14 protein-coding genes are annotated in these 15,068 nt (G+C 65.2%); 5 read left to right on the plus strand and 9 right to left on the minus strand.

Annotation, left to right across the window (positions count from 1 at the left end; translation table 11 throughout):
- The first annotated feature begins 42 nt into the window (after window positions 1-42).
- Window positions 43-1,017 carry a TonB family protein gene (locus RND78_RS09000; RefSeq protein ID WP_312727907.1) on the plus strand — a complete coding sequence of 325 codons (975 nt, stop codon included), beginning with the start codon at window positions 43-45 and terminating at the stop codon, window positions 1,015-1,017.
- Here RND78_RS09000 and ybaL read toward each other — a convergent pair.
- The 5 genes from ybaL to RND78_RS09025 form a co-directional block, all read right to left on the minus strand.
- Window positions 998-2,737 (minus strand): YbaL family putative K(+) efflux transporter, encoded by a 1,740-nt coding sequence (ybaL, locus tag RND78_RS09005; protein WP_312727909.1) that lies wholly within the window; start codon window positions 2,735-2,737, stop codon window positions 998-1,000. The genes RND78_RS09000 and ybaL overlap by 20 nt on opposite strands.
- 74 nt (window positions 2,738-2,811) lie before the next feature.
- The gene (locus tag RND78_RS09010) at window positions 2,812-3,294 is read right to left on the minus strand and encodes an acyl-CoA thioesterase (protein ID WP_312727910.1); all 483 of its coding nucleotides are present in this window, start codon (window positions 3,292-3,294) and stop codon (window positions 2,812-2,814) included.
- Between the two features lie 63 nt (window positions 3,295-3,357).
- Window positions 3,358-4,116: an SDR family oxidoreductase gene (locus RND78_RS09015; RefSeq protein ID WP_312727911.1), complete on the minus strand. Its 759-nt coding sequence runs from the start codon at window positions 4,114-4,116 to the stop codon at window positions 3,358-3,360.
- A gap of 69 nt (window positions 4,117-4,185) precedes the next feature.
- Window positions 4,186-4,587 (minus strand): SMI1/KNR4 family protein, encoded by a 402-nt coding sequence (locus tag RND78_RS09020; RefSeq protein WP_007160107.1) that lies wholly within the window; start codon window positions 4,585-4,587, stop codon window positions 4,186-4,188.
- A gap of 180 nt (window positions 4,588-4,767) precedes the next feature.
- A complete protein-coding gene (locus RND78_RS09025) occupies window positions 4,768-5,625 on the minus strand; it encodes a TIM44-like domain-containing protein (RefSeq protein WP_312727913.1) in 858 nt (285 codons plus the stop codon).
- Between the two features lie 269 nt (window positions 5,626-5,894).
- Here RND78_RS09025 and RND78_RS09030 point away from each other — a divergent pair, with 269 nt between their 5' ends.
- Window positions 5,895-7,655: a cation:proton antiporter gene (locus RND78_RS09030; RefSeq protein WP_312727916.1), complete on the plus strand. Its 1,761-nt coding sequence runs from the start codon at window positions 5,895-5,897 to the stop codon at window positions 7,653-7,655.
- Between the two features lie 180 nt (window positions 7,656-7,835).
- Here RND78_RS09030 and RND78_RS09035 read toward each other — a convergent pair whose 3' ends face one another.
- From RND78_RS09035 to RND78_RS09045, 3 genes are all read right to left on the minus strand, one after another.
- Window positions 7,836-8,264 carry an EamA family transporter gene (locus tag RND78_RS09035; RefSeq protein WP_312727919.1) on the minus strand — a complete coding sequence of 143 codons (429 nt, stop codon included), beginning with the start codon at window positions 8,262-8,264 and terminating at the stop codon, window positions 7,836-7,838.
- Window position 8,265: 1 nt separating this feature from the next.
- The gene (gene uvrD / locus RND78_RS09040) at window positions 8,266-10,434 is read right to left on the minus strand and encodes a DNA helicase II (protein WP_312727922.1); all 2,169 of its coding nucleotides are present in this window, start codon (window positions 10,432-10,434) and stop codon (window positions 8,266-8,268) included.
- A 142-nt stretch (window positions 10,435-10,576) separates the two neighbouring features.
- On the minus strand, window positions 10,577-11,095 hold the full coding sequence (locus RND78_RS09045; RefSeq protein WP_059228695.1) for an Hcp family type VI secretion system effector: 519 nt from the start codon (window positions 11,093-11,095) through the stop codon (window positions 10,577-10,579).
- Window positions 11,096-11,441: 346 nt separating this feature from the next.
- On the opposite strand from RND78_RS09045, the gene hexR reads away from it, so the two are divergent.
- Together hexR and RND78_RS09055 are read left to right on the plus strand one after the other, a co-directional pair.
- Window positions 11,442-12,311 (plus strand): transcriptional regulator HexR, encoded by an 870-nt coding sequence (gene hexR, locus RND78_RS09050; protein WP_312727926.1) that lies wholly within the window; start codon window positions 11,442-11,444, stop codon window positions 12,309-12,311.
- 74 nt (window positions 12,312-12,385) lie between these two features.
- The gene (locus RND78_RS09055) at window positions 12,386-12,607 is read left to right on the plus strand and encodes a PA3496 family putative envelope integrity protein (protein WP_312727928.1); all 222 of its coding nucleotides are present in this window, start codon (window positions 12,386-12,388) and stop codon (window positions 12,605-12,607) included.
- Here RND78_RS09055 and RND78_RS09060 read toward each other — a convergent pair.
- The gene (locus RND78_RS09060) at window positions 12,537-13,511 is read right to left on the minus strand and encodes a LysR family transcriptional regulator (protein ID WP_312728119.1); all 975 of its coding nucleotides are present in this window, start codon (window positions 13,509-13,511) and stop codon (window positions 12,537-12,539) included. The two genes, RND78_RS09055 and RND78_RS09060, sit on opposite strands and share 71 nt — an antisense overlap.
- Window positions 13,512-13,648: 137 nt before the next feature.
- Here RND78_RS09060 and RND78_RS09065 point away from each other — a divergent pair, with 137 nt between their 5' ends.
- The gene (locus RND78_RS09065) at window positions 13,649-15,064 is read left to right on the plus strand and encodes an acetyl-CoA carboxylase biotin carboxylase subunit (RefSeq protein WP_312727931.1); all 1,416 of its coding nucleotides are present in this window, start codon (window positions 13,649-13,651) and stop codon (window positions 15,062-15,064) included.
- Window positions 15,065-15,068 lie beyond the last annotated feature (4 nt).

Consider the following 15,068-nt stretch of genomic DNA (forward strand, 5'->3'; position numbering starts at 1 on the left):
CCTGAACCTCTCGTAGTCGCCGCGCGTGCCGATGGTGATGAAGTGGAATCCGTCCCGGGCCCCGTCAGGGCCGCCTTGGCAGGCGACGTGGAGCCCGTGGCGGGGGTCAATGCCAAGCGTAGCGAACCCTCGGCTACCATCCTGTCGTTCCGGATGCCGGAGCGTAACGAAGAGATCCTCACCCCGGTACTGACTTCGGTAGGCGCTGCCGAACCGAGCGAGCAGCCACCGCGCGGTCGTGGCTGGGGTGCCGCCTCGGTACTGTCGCTGCTGATGCATGCCAGCATGGCGGCGGCCCTGTTCGTGGTGGTCCAGGCGCCCCCGGAGCTGAAGATCGCCAAGGGCGACGAGCCCATGCAGGTCAGCTTCATCCAGCTGCCCAAGCCGACCCCCGAGCCGCCGGCGCCCACGCCGGCACCCCCGGCACCGCCGCCTCCCCAGCCCGAGCCGCCACCACCGGAGCCGCCCAAGCCCGTGGAGCCACCGAAACCGGTGGAACCACCCAAGCCGGTGGTGGAGAAGCCCAAACCCAAGCCGAAGCCCAAGCCGGTTGAGCATACCCAGCAGAAGCCGCTGCCGAAGAAGGTCGAACCCGCGCCAGAGCCGGTGGCGGAAGCCGCTCCCACCTCCAGTTCGGCACCGACGCCTGCGCCCGCCGCCCCGGCATCCAGTCAGCAGTCACCGGCCACCAGCCAGGTCTCCGGTCCGCCGAAGACCGCCGGCCTGCCCACCGGCAGCATCGACGATGCCGATATCCGGCCGATCAAGATGACGCCGCCGGAGTATCCGGAGATGCTGCGTCGTCGCGGCGTGGGTGGCGAGGTACGGGTGATGTTCACCGTCACCGCCGAGGGCCGGCTGGCCGATATCCAGGTGCTGGAAGCCTCCAATGCGCAACTGGAGCGCGCCGTGCTCGAGGTGCTCGGCGAATGGCGCTTCGCCCCGCGCGTAGCGGGCGGCCAGATCGTGCCGCGCAAGGCCACCAAGACCTTCAACTTCAAGATCCAGCGCCGCTAGGTTGCGGAGTCCTGCGGGGCTCCGCCTCATGTTCACCGGGTTGTTCCAGGCCCAGGTAGCGGAACATGCCGTGGGCGATCTCGCGTTCACCCATGATCACTTCATCCACGCCGTTGTTTTCCAGGTGACGAATCTCGTCGTCGTGATGAGCGCGGGCGAGGATGTGCAGGCCGGGCGCCAGCTCGCGTGCCCGGCGAGCGATTTCCGCGGCTTCGAAGCCGGTGGGAATGGCCAGCAGTAGCGCCCGGGCTTCCTGGAGCTTCGCCCGGGCCAGCACCTTTTCCTGGGTCGCATTGCCCAGGATCGCCTTGAAGCCCTTCTGGCGCAGCGCCGTGACATGCTCGGGTTCGTCGGCGATGACGATCAGCGGCGACCCTGTGTCATCCAGGCGCTCGCAGATGTAGCGGCCGACCCGGCCATAGCCTACCAGTACCAGGTGACCCCGCTGCGCGACGGTGTCGGGCTCGTCGTCGTCCAGTTCCGGCGCATGCTTGCCCTTGACGTTGACCAGCCGGCGCCCCTCGCGACGTTCCATCCAGGGCTGCAGCAGGTCGATGCCGTGGAACAGCAGCGGATTGAGGATGATGGAGATGATCGCCGCGGCCAGGATGAGATCGTGGGCGCCCTGGTCGAGTAGCTTCAGCGACAGGCCGAGGCTGGCGAGGATGAAGGAGAATTCACCGATCTGCGCCAGGCTCGCGGCGATGGTCAGGGCCACGCTCAGCGGTCGGCGATAGGCCAGGACGATCAGCGCCGCGGCGATGGACTTGCCGAAGACGATCACTGCCACCGTGGCCAGCACCGCCAAGGGTTGCTCCAGCAGGATCGCCGGATCGAAGAGGCTACCCACCGAAAAGAAGAACAGCACGGCGAAGGCTTCGCGCAATGGCAGCGAATTTTCCGCGGCGTCATGGCTGAGCTCCGATTCGTTGAGCACCACCCCGGCGAAGAAGGCGCCCAGGGCGAAGGACACGCCGAACAGCGCCGCCGAGCCGTAGGCGATACCCATGGCGATGGCCAGGGTCGCCAGGGTGAACAGCTCTCGCGAGCCGGTGCGGACCACCCGGGCCAGTAGCCAGGGAATGGCCCGCCGCCCCACCACCAGCATCAGGGCAATGAAGGCCCCCACCTTGAGGGCGGTGAGGCCCAGTTCGAGCGCCAGACTGCTGTCTCCCTGCGCCTCGGCCTCACCGCCCAGCGGCCCGGCCAGTGCCGGCAGGACCACCAGCGCCAGTACCATCAGCAGGTCTTCGACGATCAGCCAACCCACGGCGATCCGGCCGCGCCGGCTTTCCACCATCTGGCGTTCTTCCAACGCCCGCAGCAGTACCACGGTACTGGCGACCGACAGCGACAGGCCGAAGATCAGACCGCTGCCCAGGCTCCAGCCAAGGAAATGGCTGACGCCCATGCCCATGAGGGTGGCGACCGCGATCTGGACAACGGCGCCGGGGACGGCGATGCGCCTGACCGCCAGTAGATCCTTGATGGAAAAATGCAGTCCCACGCCGAACATCAGCAGGATGACGCCGATCTCGCTCAGCTCCTTGGACAACTCGGGATCGGCGACGAAGCCGGGCGTGAAGGGGCCAGCCGCGACGCCGGCGAGCAGGTAGCCGGCGATCGGTGGCAGCTTCAGCCGGGTAGCCAGGGTGCCGAAGGCGAAGGCCAGGACCAGGCCGATCGCCAGGGTGGATAGCAGGGGGGTGTCATGCGGCATGGCAGGCTCCGGGAGGGGAGTTGCCAGATCCTGGAGCCGCTGCCGTCGAACGACGGCGACCTAGCCGGCAAAACTCAGAGGGTGTCCTTGAGTGCCTGATAGCGCTCCTGAAGTTCCCGACGGATCTGCCGGCGCTGCTGCGCCTGTACACAGCGGCGCTTCTCGTCCGGGGTCGCCGGTTCGAGTTGGGGGACCGGGCAGGACTTGCCGTTCTCGTCCACCGCGACCATGGTGAAGAAGCAGCTGTTGGTGTGGCGCACCGAGCGCTGCTGGATGTTCTCGGTGATGACCTTGACGCCGATTTCCATGGAGGTGGTGCCGGTGTAGTTCACCGAGGCGAGGAAGGTCACCAGTTCGCCGACATGCACGGGCTCGCGAAAGATCACCTGGTCCACCGACAGGGTGACCACGTAGCGACCGGCATAGCGGCTGGCGCAGGCGTAGGCCACTTCGTCGAGGTGCTTGAGCAGGGCACCCCCGTGGACGTTGCCGGAAAAGTTGGCCAGGTCCGGGGTCATCAGGATGGTCATGCTCAACTGGTGGTTGCCGGCTTCCAAGGGCGTGTCCTCAAGGGGTGGGAAATCCTGTAGACGGCGCACTGGCGCCGACTGTCACAGCCGTCAACGACCTGCGGAAAGGCCGAAGTCGATGGGCAGGTCGGCTCCGGAAATCGCCGCTGCCTGGGGCTGGCAGAGGAAGTAGACGAACTCGGCCACTTCCTTGGGCTGGATGAAGCGGGCGGTATCGCCCTGGGGATAGCGATTGAGCAGGTTGCGGCGGTAGCCGGCGGGATCGCCGCTGCCATAGTGGTCAGCCTGGAAGTCCAGCATGGGGGTGTCGATGTCTCCAGGGGACACGGCATTGACCCGTACCCCATCGCGGGCGAGCTCTACCGCCAGATTCTGGCTGAAGAAGCGCACGGCGGCCTTGGCTGCGCCGTAAGCGGCCGCTCCGGCGATGGGTTGGCGACCGGCGCCGCTCGCCACATTGATGATGACGCCGCGGTTTTCCTTGAGGAAGGGAATGGCGGCCGAGCACATGAAGAAGGTGGCCTTGAGATTGACCGCCATCACCAGGTCGTAGTCCTCTTCGCTGAAGGTTTCCACCTCGCCTTCGCGCCAGATGCCGGCGGCGTTGATCAGGGCATCCAGCCGCCCGGTGCGGGCCATCACCTTGCTGACCAGGCTACGGCAGCCCTCGGCATTGGAAATGTCGGCGGTCACGCTGGAGTCCAGGCCGACGATGCCGTTCAGTCCGTGCAGGCCCTCGGCATCGCGGTCGGCCGCGGCGACGCGCCAGCGACTTTGGGCGAAACGCTGCGCCAGGGCGCGGCCGAGGCCGCCAGCGGCGCCGGTGATCAGGACGACGGGAGTGCTCATGACGCATCCTCCGGAAGTGATGGCCTTATCCAGACCCACGCAGGGCAGGGTCGTTCAGTGCCGGTAGCGTCAGCTTTCCAGCCAGACGTCGCGTGCCCAGACCCACACCGAATCCCAGGACTCGTCGGTCAGGTCGCCGTCTTCCCACAGCAGTACCTCGCCTTCTTGGCTGACGCAGTAATAGCCGTCGTCGCTGGCGCAGAGGGGAATGTATTCCCGCGGCAGGCCTTCGTCCCAGGCAGTGGCGGCGACTTCCGGCAGATAGGTATGGGACTGGGGATCGGTGACGGTCACCGGCTCGATGCGGCCGTAGACCACGTCGCTGACGGTGAGCAGGAATTCGCGGAATTCCGGCGGCAGGCTGATGAGTAGTTCTTCCTCGATCTCGACCAGCAGGTCTTCATCGGGCAGCTCCAGGGGCACCGGAACGGGTTCGTTTTCTTCACGCAGGCGTTCGATGACGTCTTCCATAGCAGGCCTCTCTCGAAATGCGCACCGGATGGAATAGGGAAGAGGCGCGCAAGGTTAGCAGTTCAGTCCGGGATAACGGCAGTTTCCCTACGGACTTGATAGCGTTTTCGAGAGATGGTCGGCGTCGCGTGGCCATGAAAAAGCCCGGCGTAGAGCCGGGCTTCTCGATACCGCCTTCGCTTAGGTGTTCTGGCGGATACCGGCCAGCAGCCAGGGCTGGTTCTCACCGGCCATGCGCTCCATGCGCCAGCTCTCGCTAAACGGCTGGCCTTGGTCGAAGCGCGATTCCTTGGAAACGCCACTGAAGGTGATGGTGGCGATGGTCTTGCCCTGCAGATCCTCTACCCCGTCCAGGTTGGCGTTGAGGTTCTCGATGTAGGTGGACTGGAAGCCTTCACCCAGGGCAGCGCGCTCGTCACGCAGCCACTGCAGCATCTGCGGGGTGACGAACTCGGCGATCTTGTCCATCTCGTTGGCATCCCAGTGCTGCTGCAGGCTCATGAAGTGCTCACGGCCAGCGGCGACGAAGCGCTCGGCATTGAACCAGCTCGGCGCATCGATCACCGGGGCGGTACCGGCGGCGCCACCGAACAGACCGCCATTGGTGGGCTGGGTCGGCATCTCACGCTGCATCGGGGCATGGCCAGCGACGGCGGGCTGCGGACCGGCCTGCTGCTTGCGACGGGCGATCAGGCGGAAGATCACGAAGGCGATGAGCGCCAGGATCAGGAAGTCGAAGAACTGGAAGCCTTCGAAGCCGTCACCCATGAACATGGAGGCCAGCAGGCCACCGGCGGCGATGCCGGCCAGCGGGCCGAGCCAACGGGAAGCGCCGCTGGCCGGACGGGCCGCGGCGGCAGCGCTGGCACCGGCAGCGGGTGCAGCCATGCCGGGTTGCTGCGGCGGCGCAGCCTGACGGGTCTGGTGGATGGGCGCGGCGCCGGCGGACTTGCCGCCGCCCATGCGCTTGGCGTTGGCGTCCAGGCTGAGCGTGAGGCCCAGGCAGAGGATCATGAAGAAGCTCATCAGGCGTTGCATGTGGTGTTCTCTCAGTGAAGAGTCTGGTGTTGGATACATCTTGCGCTGCCCGGTCAAGTACAGCCAGCGTGAATTGTTTCGGTATTTTGCCCTGTCGGCTTTCCAGCGCAGCTCTCGAAGCGTGTCGTTTCGGGTGGAAATTTCCAGGCACATCAATCTATTACAGATCTTTGCAGCATCCGTCACAAGAGGTTGCAGATGCTAGTCTTGAACTCCAGTCAGCGCAGGTGTCGGGAGAATGCCCGGCCCGTCAAAGGAGGGCCCGGCCGATGCACGCTCTAGCTTTCATCCAGGACATGGCGGTCATCATGCTGGTGGCCGGCGTGGTGACCATCCTCTTCCACCGCTTCAAGCAGCCCGTGGTTCTGGGCTACATCCTCGCCGGCTTCATCATCGGACCCCATACCCCGCCCTTCGGTCTGATCCACGACGAAGAGAGCATCAAGACCCTCGCCGAGGTGGGCGTCATCTTCCTGATGTTCAGCCTCGGCCTGGAATTTTCCCTGCGCAAGCTGTTCCGCGTGGGCGCCACGGCCTTCATCGCCGCCTTCCTGGAGATCAGCCTGATGCTCTGGCTGGGCTACCAGGTGGGGCAGCTGTTCGGCTGGTCGCACATGGATTCGCTGTTCCTCGGTGCCATCCTGGCCATCTCCTCGACCACCATCATCGTCAAGGCGCTCAACGAGCTGAAGATGAAGCACGAGCGCTTCGCCCAGCAGATCTTCGGTGTGCTGATCGTCGAGGACATCCTCGGCATCGGCATCATCGCCCTGCTGTCGGGCCTGGCGGTGAGTGGCTCGGTGGAGCCGGGCGCGGTGGCCGCGACCCTGGGCAAGCTCAGCCTGTTCATGATCGTGGCGTTGGTGATCGGCATCCTGCTGGTGCCGCGCCTGCTGGCCTACGTGGCCACCTTCGAGAGCAACGAGATGCTGCTGATCACGGTGCTGGGGCTGTGCTTCGGCTTCTGCCTGCTGGTGGCCAAGCTGGAGTACAGCGTGGTGCTGGGAGCCTTCCTGATCGGCGCCATCATGGCCGAGTCACGCCAGCTGCTGCAGATCGAGAAGCTGGTGGAGCCCCTGCGCGACATGTTCAGCGCCATCTTCTTCGTCGCCATCGGCCTGCTGCTCGATCCCAAGGTGCTGATCGAGTACGCCTGGCCGATCACCGTGATCAGCATCGTCGTGGTACTGGGCAAGATCCTCGCCTGCAGCCTGGGTACCCTGATCGCTGGCAACGATGGCCGTACCTCGCTGCGGGTGGGCATGGGCCTGGCGCAGATCGGCGAGTTCTCCTTCATCATCGCCACCCTGGGCATCACCCTGGGGGTCACCAGCCATTTCCTCTATCCGGTGGCGGTGGCTGTCTCGGCGGTCACCACTCTGCTCACGCCCTATCTGATCAGGGCGGCCGATCCGCTGGCGCTGTGCATCGGCAGCTGGTTGCCGCAGCCGCTGCAGCGGGTACTGGGGGTCTATGGCGAGTGGCTGCGCAGCATCCAGCCCCAGGGGGAGAAGGCGATACTGGCCGGGATGATGAGACGCATCCTGCTGCAGGTCGGTATCAACCTGTCGTTGGTCATCGCCATCTTCCTCGGCGGCACCTATTTCGCCGGCGGCCTGGCCGGCTGGCTGAGCACCTGGATCACCGATGCCGACATGCAGAAGGCCTGCATCTGGGGTGGCGCGCTGCTGCTTTCGCTGCCCTGCCTGATCGCCGCCTACCGCAAGCTCAAGGCACTGGCCATGTTGATGGCCGAACTCAGCGTGCGCCAGACCCAGGCCGGACGCTACACCCAGCCTGTGCGACGGCTGGTCAGCGAGCTGATCCCGCTGCTGTCGCTGGCCGCCATCCTGGTACTGCTCGCCGCCCTGAGCAGCAACATCCTGCCACGCGGCGAGTGGCTACTACTGATCGCGGTGGTGGCGGTAGGGGTGATCGCCCTGCTGTGGCGCTGGTTCATCCGCGTGCATTCGCGCCTACAGATCGCCTTCATCGAGACGCTGGAGCAGGACAAGGGTGGTCAACACTAGGGCGCATTTCCCGTTCGCAGGCATTGCCGCCCGGGGATCGACGCGGCAGAATCGCTCTAAGTCGGTCGTTTGAATAACAGTGCCGATGGCAAAGGATTGCATAATGCAGGAAATGGGCTAGGCCGCCTTCTGCCGTCCGGCAATCTCCCACCGGTGGTCTGGCCCGTTTCCTGCGCCCTTTCAGGGCCTCCAGGCGAGGAGTAATACGCCGCCGCCGATGGCGGCGATGCCGCACCACTGACGCAGGTCCAGGCGCTCACCCAGCAGCGCCACACCGAAGATGGCCACCAATACCACGCTCAGCTTGTCCACTGGCGCTACCAGCGAGGCTGGACCGAGCTTGAGCGCCCGGTAGTAGCACAGCCAGGACAGGCCGGTCGCCACGCCCGAGAGCAGCAGGAACAGATAGGTCCGACCGGCGATGCTGGCCAGGGGCTGCGCCTGACCGGTGGCCGCGACGATGGCTGCCAGGACCAGGACCACCACCAGGGTGCGCAGCAAGGTGGCGAAGTCAGCGTTGACATGCTCCACGCCAAGCTTGCCGAAGATGGCGGTGAGGGCGGCAAAAGCCGCTGCCAGCAGGGCCCAGAACAGCCAGGACGCTGTCATCCTAGAGCGGCTCGAGCTTGGCGTAGCTCACCATCAGCCACTTGCTGCCTTCGGAGGTGAAGTTCACCTGTACCCGGGCATGGGCGCCGGAGCCTTCGTAGTTGAGGATGACGCCCTCGCCGAACAGCGCGTGGCGCACCGGCTGGCCGAGGCTGAAGGTGGTTTCCGGGATCGGCGCCTGGGCGAAGGGGCTGGGGCGGTTGCCGGCGAAGGGCTGCTTGACCGCATTGGATAGCCGCACTTCCTGGATCAGCCCATCCGGTACCTCGCGGACGAAACGCGAGACCTTGTTGTAGGTCTCGCTGCCGTAGAGACGACGGGTCTCGGCATAGCTCATCACCAACCGGCGCATGGCGCGGGTGATACCCACATAGGCCAGGCGACGTTCTTCTTCCAGACGGCCGGGTTCCTCCAGGCTCATCTTGTGCGGGAACAGCCCTTCTTCCATGCCGGCGAGGAACACCAGGGGAAACTCCAGGCCCTTGGCGCTGTGCAGGGTCATCAGCTGGACGCTGTCCTCATGGCTATCGGCCTGGGTGTCGCCGGATTCCAGGGCAGCGTGGTCGAGGAAGGCCGCCAGGGGCGTCATCTCCTCGTCGCCGCTGAAGTCGAAGGAACGCGCGGCGCTGACCAGTTCCTCCAGGTTTTCCACTCGGGCCTGGCCCTTTTCGCCCTTCTCTTCCTTGTGGAAGGTGACCAGGCCAGTCTGCTCGATGATCTGCTGCACCAGGTTGTGCAGGGACAGGTCCTCGGCCTTGAGCGCCAGGGTGTCGACCAGTTCGACGAAGGCGTTGAGCGCCGCGGCGGCGCGACCGGAGACCGCGCGGGCGCCGACCAGGTCGTGCAACGCCTGCCACAGCGAGGTGTTCTGGGCCCGCGCGGCGCTGCGCAGGGCTTCCACGGTCTTCTCGCCGATGCCCCGCGGCGGCACGTTGATCACCCGCTCCAGGGCGGCATCGTCGTGACGATGCTGGATCAGCCGCAGGTAGGCCATGGCGTTCTTGATCTCGGCGCGCTCGAAGAATCTCAGGCCGCCATAGATGCGATAGGGGATCTTCTCGCGTAGCAGGGCCTCTTCCAGCACCCGCGACTGGGCGTTGGAGCGATAGAGGATGGCCATCTCGCTGCGCCGGATGCCCTTCTTGAATTCGCTCTCGATGGTCTCGACGATGTAGCGCGCTTCGTCGTGCTCGTTGAAGCCGGCATAGAGGGTGATGGCCTCGCCCTCGCCGGTGTCGGTCCACAGCTCCTTGCCGAGGCGGCCGAAGTTGTGGGCGATCAGGCCGTTGGCGGCCTTGAGGATGGTGTCGGTGGAGCGATAGTTCTGCTCCAGGCGGATGATCTCCGCGGAGAAGTCCTCGTTGAACTGCTGGATGTTCTCGATCTTGGCGCCGCGCCAGCCGTAGATGGACTGGTCGTCGTCCCCCACCACCATGAGGCTGGCGCCGTTCTGGGCGAGCAGCTTGAGCCAGGCGTACTGGACGGCGTTGGTGTCCTGGAATTCGTCCACCAGCAGATGCTGGAAGCGCCGCTGGTAGTGTTCCAGCAGGCTGGGACTGTTGCGCCACAGGTCCAGGGCGCGCAGCAGCAGCTCGGAGAAGTCGATCACCCCGGCGCGAGCGCAGGCCGCCTCGTAGGCTTCGTAGATGCTGCGCATGGTGCTGAGGAAGAGATCACCCGCGGCCTGGATATGCTGCGGACGCAGGCCCTCGTCCTTCTGGCCGTTGATGAACCACTGCGCCTGGCGCGCCGGCCAGCGCTGCTCGTCGAGGCCCAGCTCGCGGATCACCCGCTTGACGATGCGCTGCTGGTCGTCGCTGTCGAGGATCTGGAAGTTCTGCGCCAGCCCCGCTTCCTGCCAGTGGGCGCGCAACAGACGATGGGCCAGGCCGTGGAAGGTACCGACCCACATGCCCTGCGGACTCATGCCCAGCAGCTGCTCGATGCGATGGCGCATCTCGGCGGCGGCCTTGTTGGTGAAGGTCACCGAGAGGATGGAGTGCGGCGAGGCGCGCTCGACCTGGATCAGCCAGGCGATACGGTGTACCAGTACCCGGGTCTTGCCCGAACCGGCACCGGCCAGGACCAGTTGGCGACCCAGGGGCGCGGCCACGGCCTGGCGCTGGGCGTCGTTGAGGGAATTGAGCAGCAGGGAGATGTCGTCGTTCATCGCCGCATTCTACCGACGCGGGGAAAGGAGCGCCAAACCAGACGGATGGGAGGCGAAGGGGTAGGGCGGGGCGGAAGAGCCTCTGGCCAGCAGGGCTGGCCAGAGGGGGTTAGAAAGGGGCGTAGCCGTAGCGGCCGGGCCGTCAGGCGGCGATCGGCGAACGCCAGTCGTCGGAGCCAGAGGTGCCGGAGACTTCGTGGGTCCAGACGATCTTGCGGTAGGTGAAGTAGACGTCTTCCAGATGAGTGAAGTGGGCCATGCTCGGGTCCTGGCAGTTGGGCATGCGCGACTGGACGTCGACGATGATGGCATCTTCCAGTTCGATGGTGAAATAGTGCTCCTGGGTGCCGGTGGCCGAGGTGCGGTACCACTCCAAGCGGCACTTGTTCAGGCGTTCGCCGGAGGTCAGGGCGTTGAAGATCAGCGGCGAGGCCTTGTCGAAGACCTTGGTGATCATCAGCGGTTTGTGCACGCGCTGGCCGGTGGGCTGGCCGGACTGGGGATCACGCGGGATGATCACCTGGTGGTTGAAGGCCTGGACCAGGATCTGGTCTTCATGACCTTCCTGGAAGATGTTGCCGACCGAATCCTCGGTGAAGGTGCCGGCGGTGATCAGGCCTTGCTTGGTGCCTTCGAGGGACAGATACGCGGGGGTTGGCATGGCGCTCTCCTTGCCTGGGTAATGGGCTTCACGGCCCGGGTGAGCAGTGACCAGACAAATGCCGTGCCATCCAAGTAAAAGTCCTTTTAAATCAATTACTTGATCGTGATTCGAGAAGCCAGGGCAGGGCGACTGTGCGCGGGTGCTCAAGGAGTTGCGCAGAAGCTTGCGCGCGGCTGGAAAAAAGTTGTCCTGCAGCCGGTAGTCCGGCCCGGTGAAGGCTACGCAGAGCCCGGCGCGACGCCCCGTGCGGCCGTGCTGAATCGTAATGAGCAAGAGCCTTGGCAGGCGTTATGTAGTATAAGTGCCAGGCACTACATCCCCTCTGCTAGACGAGATATTGCCTGTGAACCTCATGCAACACATTGCTCAATCCCGCCACCTGCTGCGCAAGTCGGAGCTCAAGGTCGCCGAGCAGGTGATGGTGGATCCGGCAGCGGTCATGCACAGCTCCATGGCCGATCTGGCCCACAACGTCGGCGTGAGCGAGCCCACCATCGTGCGCTTCTGCCGCGCCATCGGTTGCGATGGCTTCCAGGATCTCAAGCTGCGCCTGGCGCAGAGCCTGGCGGCGGGGGCCAGTTTCGGCCAGTTCGCCATCCATGAAAACGATGCGGTGGAGGACTTCAGCCTGAAGATCTTCGACACCACCCTGCATACCCTGATGGACGTGCGCGAGCGGCTGGACATGCGCGCCCTGGAGACGGCCATCGAGGCCATCGCCAAGGCCCAGCGGGTGATGTTCTACGGCTTCGGCGCCTCCGGTTCGGTGGCCAACGACGCCCAGCACAAGTTCTTCCGCCTGCAGCTCAGCGCCACCGCCTATTCCGACCCGCACATGCAGGCCATGTCGGCAGCGACCCTGACCCCCTCCGATGCGGCCATCTGCATCTCCCAGTCGGGTCGTTCCAAGGACCTGCTGATCACCGCCAACCTGGTGCGCGACAATGGCGCCGCGCTGATCACCCTCTGCCCGGGGCAGACGCCGCTGGCAGAACTGTCCACGGTGAACATCGCCATCGACGTGCACGAGGACACCGACATCTACGTGCCCCTGACCTCGCGCATTGCCCACCTGGTGGTGATCGATGTCCTGGCCATGGGCGTGGCCATGTCGCGCGGGCCGGCACTGGTAGAGCACCTCAAGGGCGTGAAGCGTAGTCTGCGCAGCCTGCGGCTGTCGTCTAAGTCGGCCAAGCACAGCGACACCCAATAGTCGTCTTACTGTCGCCAAACGGTCACCTGCAAGGGGGAAGCTGCCCATTCCGATCCCAGCCCGGAGGAATAGGCATGACCGCTCTCGTCCAGGAATCCAGCGTTCGTCTCGACAGCAAGGCCCGCAGAAAGCTACAGGATCAACGGCGGATGAAGTTTCGCCGCGCCATCGAAGCCCGCGCCGAAGAGCAGCGCCTCGCCGTGGAACTCGATGAATTGCTGTTTCTCAATCAGCTGCTGGACGAGCGCCAGGCCCAGCGCCGGCAGCAGGCTCCAGGGCAATACCTAACGCATTGATCAGGCTGCGCTGGCCGCGCAAGTAGTCGACGAAGGCCCGCGCCACCGGCGACAGCGGCTTGCCACGCGGATGGACCACGCACCAGGAGCGCCGCAGTGGCAACTCGGCGACGTCCAGCTCCACCAGGCTGCCAGCGACCAGGTCGCTGCGAATGGCCTGGCGCGGCAGCAGCGCCAGGCCGAGGCCGGCGCGGACCGCTTCGCGTTGCGCCTCGAAGGCGCCGATCTCCAGTTGCTCGGCGAAGTGGGCGCGTTTCTGCTTGAGATAGTCCTCGCAGGCCTGGCGCGTGCCGGAGCCGATTTCGCGCACCAGCAGTGGATAGGTCGTCAGGTCGCGCAGGCTTAGCCCGCTGCGCCCCGCCAGGGCGTGCCCCGGACGCGCCACGGCGACGATGGCGTTATCCAGCAATGGCAGGAATTCCAGGTCTGCACCGCTCGGCACCCCGGACATCAGCGCCACGTCCTCGCGATTCTCCGTCAACCGTCGCAGCACCCGGGCGTGGTTGCCCACGGTCAACGCCAGGTTGACCTGGGGATGACTGCCGCGGAACTGGCCGAACAGGTGTGGTGCCAGGTACTGGGCGCTGCTCTCCACCCCCAGGCGCAACTGGCCGTGCAGGGCACCGCGCAGATTCGACAGTTGCATGTCCAGGCTACCCAGCCGCGCGAAGAGATCGCGCCCGGTCTGGCGCAGGGCTTCACCCGCTTCGGTGAGATAGAGGGTGCGATTGACGTAGTTGAACAGCGGAGCCCCCACCACCTCTTCGAGCTGGCGCACCTGGAGACTCACCGCCGGCTGGGTGAGCGCCATGATGTCGGCCGCCCGGCTGTAGGAGCGGGCTTCGCAAACGGCCTCGAACACCTGCAGTTGGCGAAAGGTGAGTCGCATCAGCGGCTTGCGCATGGGCATCGGCAAGATCCATAAGGGGTTACTTATGGAGTATCCAACAATTATTTATTTTCCATAAGAGACCCCCTGGCGTAGCTTCGAAGGCACCGGCAATAACAAGGCTGCGGACCGCAGCAGACAAGGAGCCAGGTGTGATCAAGAAGATACTCATCGCCAATCGGGGCGAGATCGCCGTCCGCATCGTGCGAGCCTGTGCCGAGATGGGCATTCGCTCGGTGGCGGTCTACTCCGACGCCGACCGCCAGGCGCTCCACGTGAAACGTGCCGACGAGGCCCATGGGATCGGCAGCGATCCGCTCGAGGGTTATCTCAATCCGCGCAAGCTGGTGAATCTGGCCGTGGAAACCGGCTGCGATGCCCTGCATCCCGGCTATGGCTTCCTTTCCGAGAATGCCGAGCTGGCGGAAATCTGCGCCCAGCGCGGTATTCGCTTCATCGGGCCATCCGCCGAGGTCATCCGCCGCATGGGCGACAAGACCGAGGCGCGCCGCAGCATGATCGCCGCGGGCGTGCCCTGCACCCCTGGCACCGAGGGCAACGTGGCGGATCTGGCCGATGCCCTGCGCGAAGGCGATCGCCTGGGCTATCCAGTGATGCTCAAGGCCACCTCCGGCGGGGGCGGTCGTGGTATCCGCCGCTGCAACTCCCGCGAAGAGCTGGAGCAGGCCTATCCGCGGGTGATCTCCGAGGCGACCAAGGCCTTCGGCTCGGCCGAGGTGTTCCTCGAGAAGTGCATCGTCAATCCCAAGCACATCGAGGCGCAGATCCTCGCCGACAGCCACGGCAACACCGTGCACCTGTTCGAGCGCGACTGCTCCATCCAGCGGCGTAACCAGAAGCTGATCGAGATCGCGCCCAGCCCGCAACTCACCCCCGAACAGCGCGCCTATATCGGCGACCTGTCCGTGCGTGCGGCCAAGGCGGTGGGCTACGAGAACGCCGGCACCGTGGAATTCCTGCTCGCCGAAGGCGAGGTGTATTTCATGGAGATGAATACCCGGGTGCAGGTGGAGCACACCATCACCGAGGAAATCACCGGCATCGACATCGTCCGCGAGCAGATCCGCATCGCCTCCGGCCTGCCGCTGTCCTTTGCCCAGGAAGATGTCCAGCACCGCGGCTTCGCCCTGCAGTTCCGCATCAACGCCGAGGACCCGAAGAACAACTTCCTGCCGAGCTTCGGCAAGATCACCCGCTACTACGCACCGGGCGGCCCCGGGGTGCGCACCGACACCGCCATCTATACCGGCTACGTGATCCCGCCGTACTACGACTCCATGTGCCTCAAGCTGATCGTCTGGGCGCTGACCTGGGAAGAAGCCATGGATCGTGGCCTGCGCGCCCTGGACGACATGCGCGTGCAGGGGGTGAAGACCACCGCGCCCTATTACGAGGCCATCCTGCGCGATCCGGAATTCCGCAGCGGACACTTCAATACCAGCTTCGTGGAAAGCCACCCCGAGCTGACCCAGTACTCGATCAAGCGCAACCCGACGCACCTGGCCATCGCCATCGCCGCTGCCATCGCCGCCCATGCCGGTTTGTAAGGAC

Origin of the sequence: Pseudomonas oryzihabitans (genome assembly GCF_032027545.1) — a bacterium.
Taxonomy (GTDB): domain Bacteria; phylum Pseudomonadota; class Gammaproteobacteria; order Pseudomonadales; family Pseudomonadaceae; genus Chryseomonas; species Chryseomonas oryzihabitans_F.

What these genes read in the sequence shown, in the direction of transcription:
- RND78_RS09020 (WP_007160107.1), bottom strand. Translation starts at nt 4,587, where the DNA reads ATGGAAGACGTCATCGAACGCCTGCGTGAAGAAAACGAACCCGTTCCG.
- RND78_RS09035 (WP_312727919.1), bottom strand. Translation starts at nt 8,264, where the DNA reads ATGACAGCGTCCTGGCTGTTCTGGGCCCTGCTGGCAGCGGCTTTTGCC.
- RND78_RS09060 (WP_312728119.1), bottom strand. Translation starts at nt 13,511, where the DNA reads ATGCGCAAGCCGCTGATGCGACTCACCTTTCGCCAACTGCAGGTGTTC.
- RND78_RS09015 (WP_312727911.1), bottom strand. Translation starts at nt 4,116, where the DNA reads ATGAGCACTCCCGTCGTCCTGATCACCGGCGCCGCTGGCGGCCTCGGC.
- RND78_RS09055 (WP_312727928.1), top strand. Translation starts at nt 12,386, where the DNA reads ATGACCGCTCTCGTCCAGGAATCCAGCGTTCGTCTCGACAGCAAGGCC.
- ybaL (WP_312727909.1), bottom strand. Translation starts at nt 2,737, where the DNA reads ATGCCGCATGACACCCCCCTGCTATCCACCCTGGCGATCGGCCTGGTC.
- uvrD (WP_312727922.1), bottom strand. Translation starts at nt 10,434, where the DNA reads ATGAACGACGACATCTCCCTGCTGCTCAATTCCCTCAACGACGCCCAG.
- RND78_RS09025 (WP_312727913.1), bottom strand. Translation starts at nt 5,625, where the DNA reads ATGCAACGCCTGATGAGCTTCTTCATGATCCTCTGCCTGGGCCTCACG.
- RND78_RS09030 (WP_312727916.1), top strand. Translation starts at nt 5,895, where the DNA reads ATGCACGCTCTAGCTTTCATCCAGGACATGGCGGTCATCATGCTGGTG.
- RND78_RS09045 (WP_059228695.1), bottom strand. Translation starts at nt 11,095, where the DNA reads ATGCCAACCCCCGCGTATCTGTCCCTCGAAGGCACCAAGCAAGGCCTG.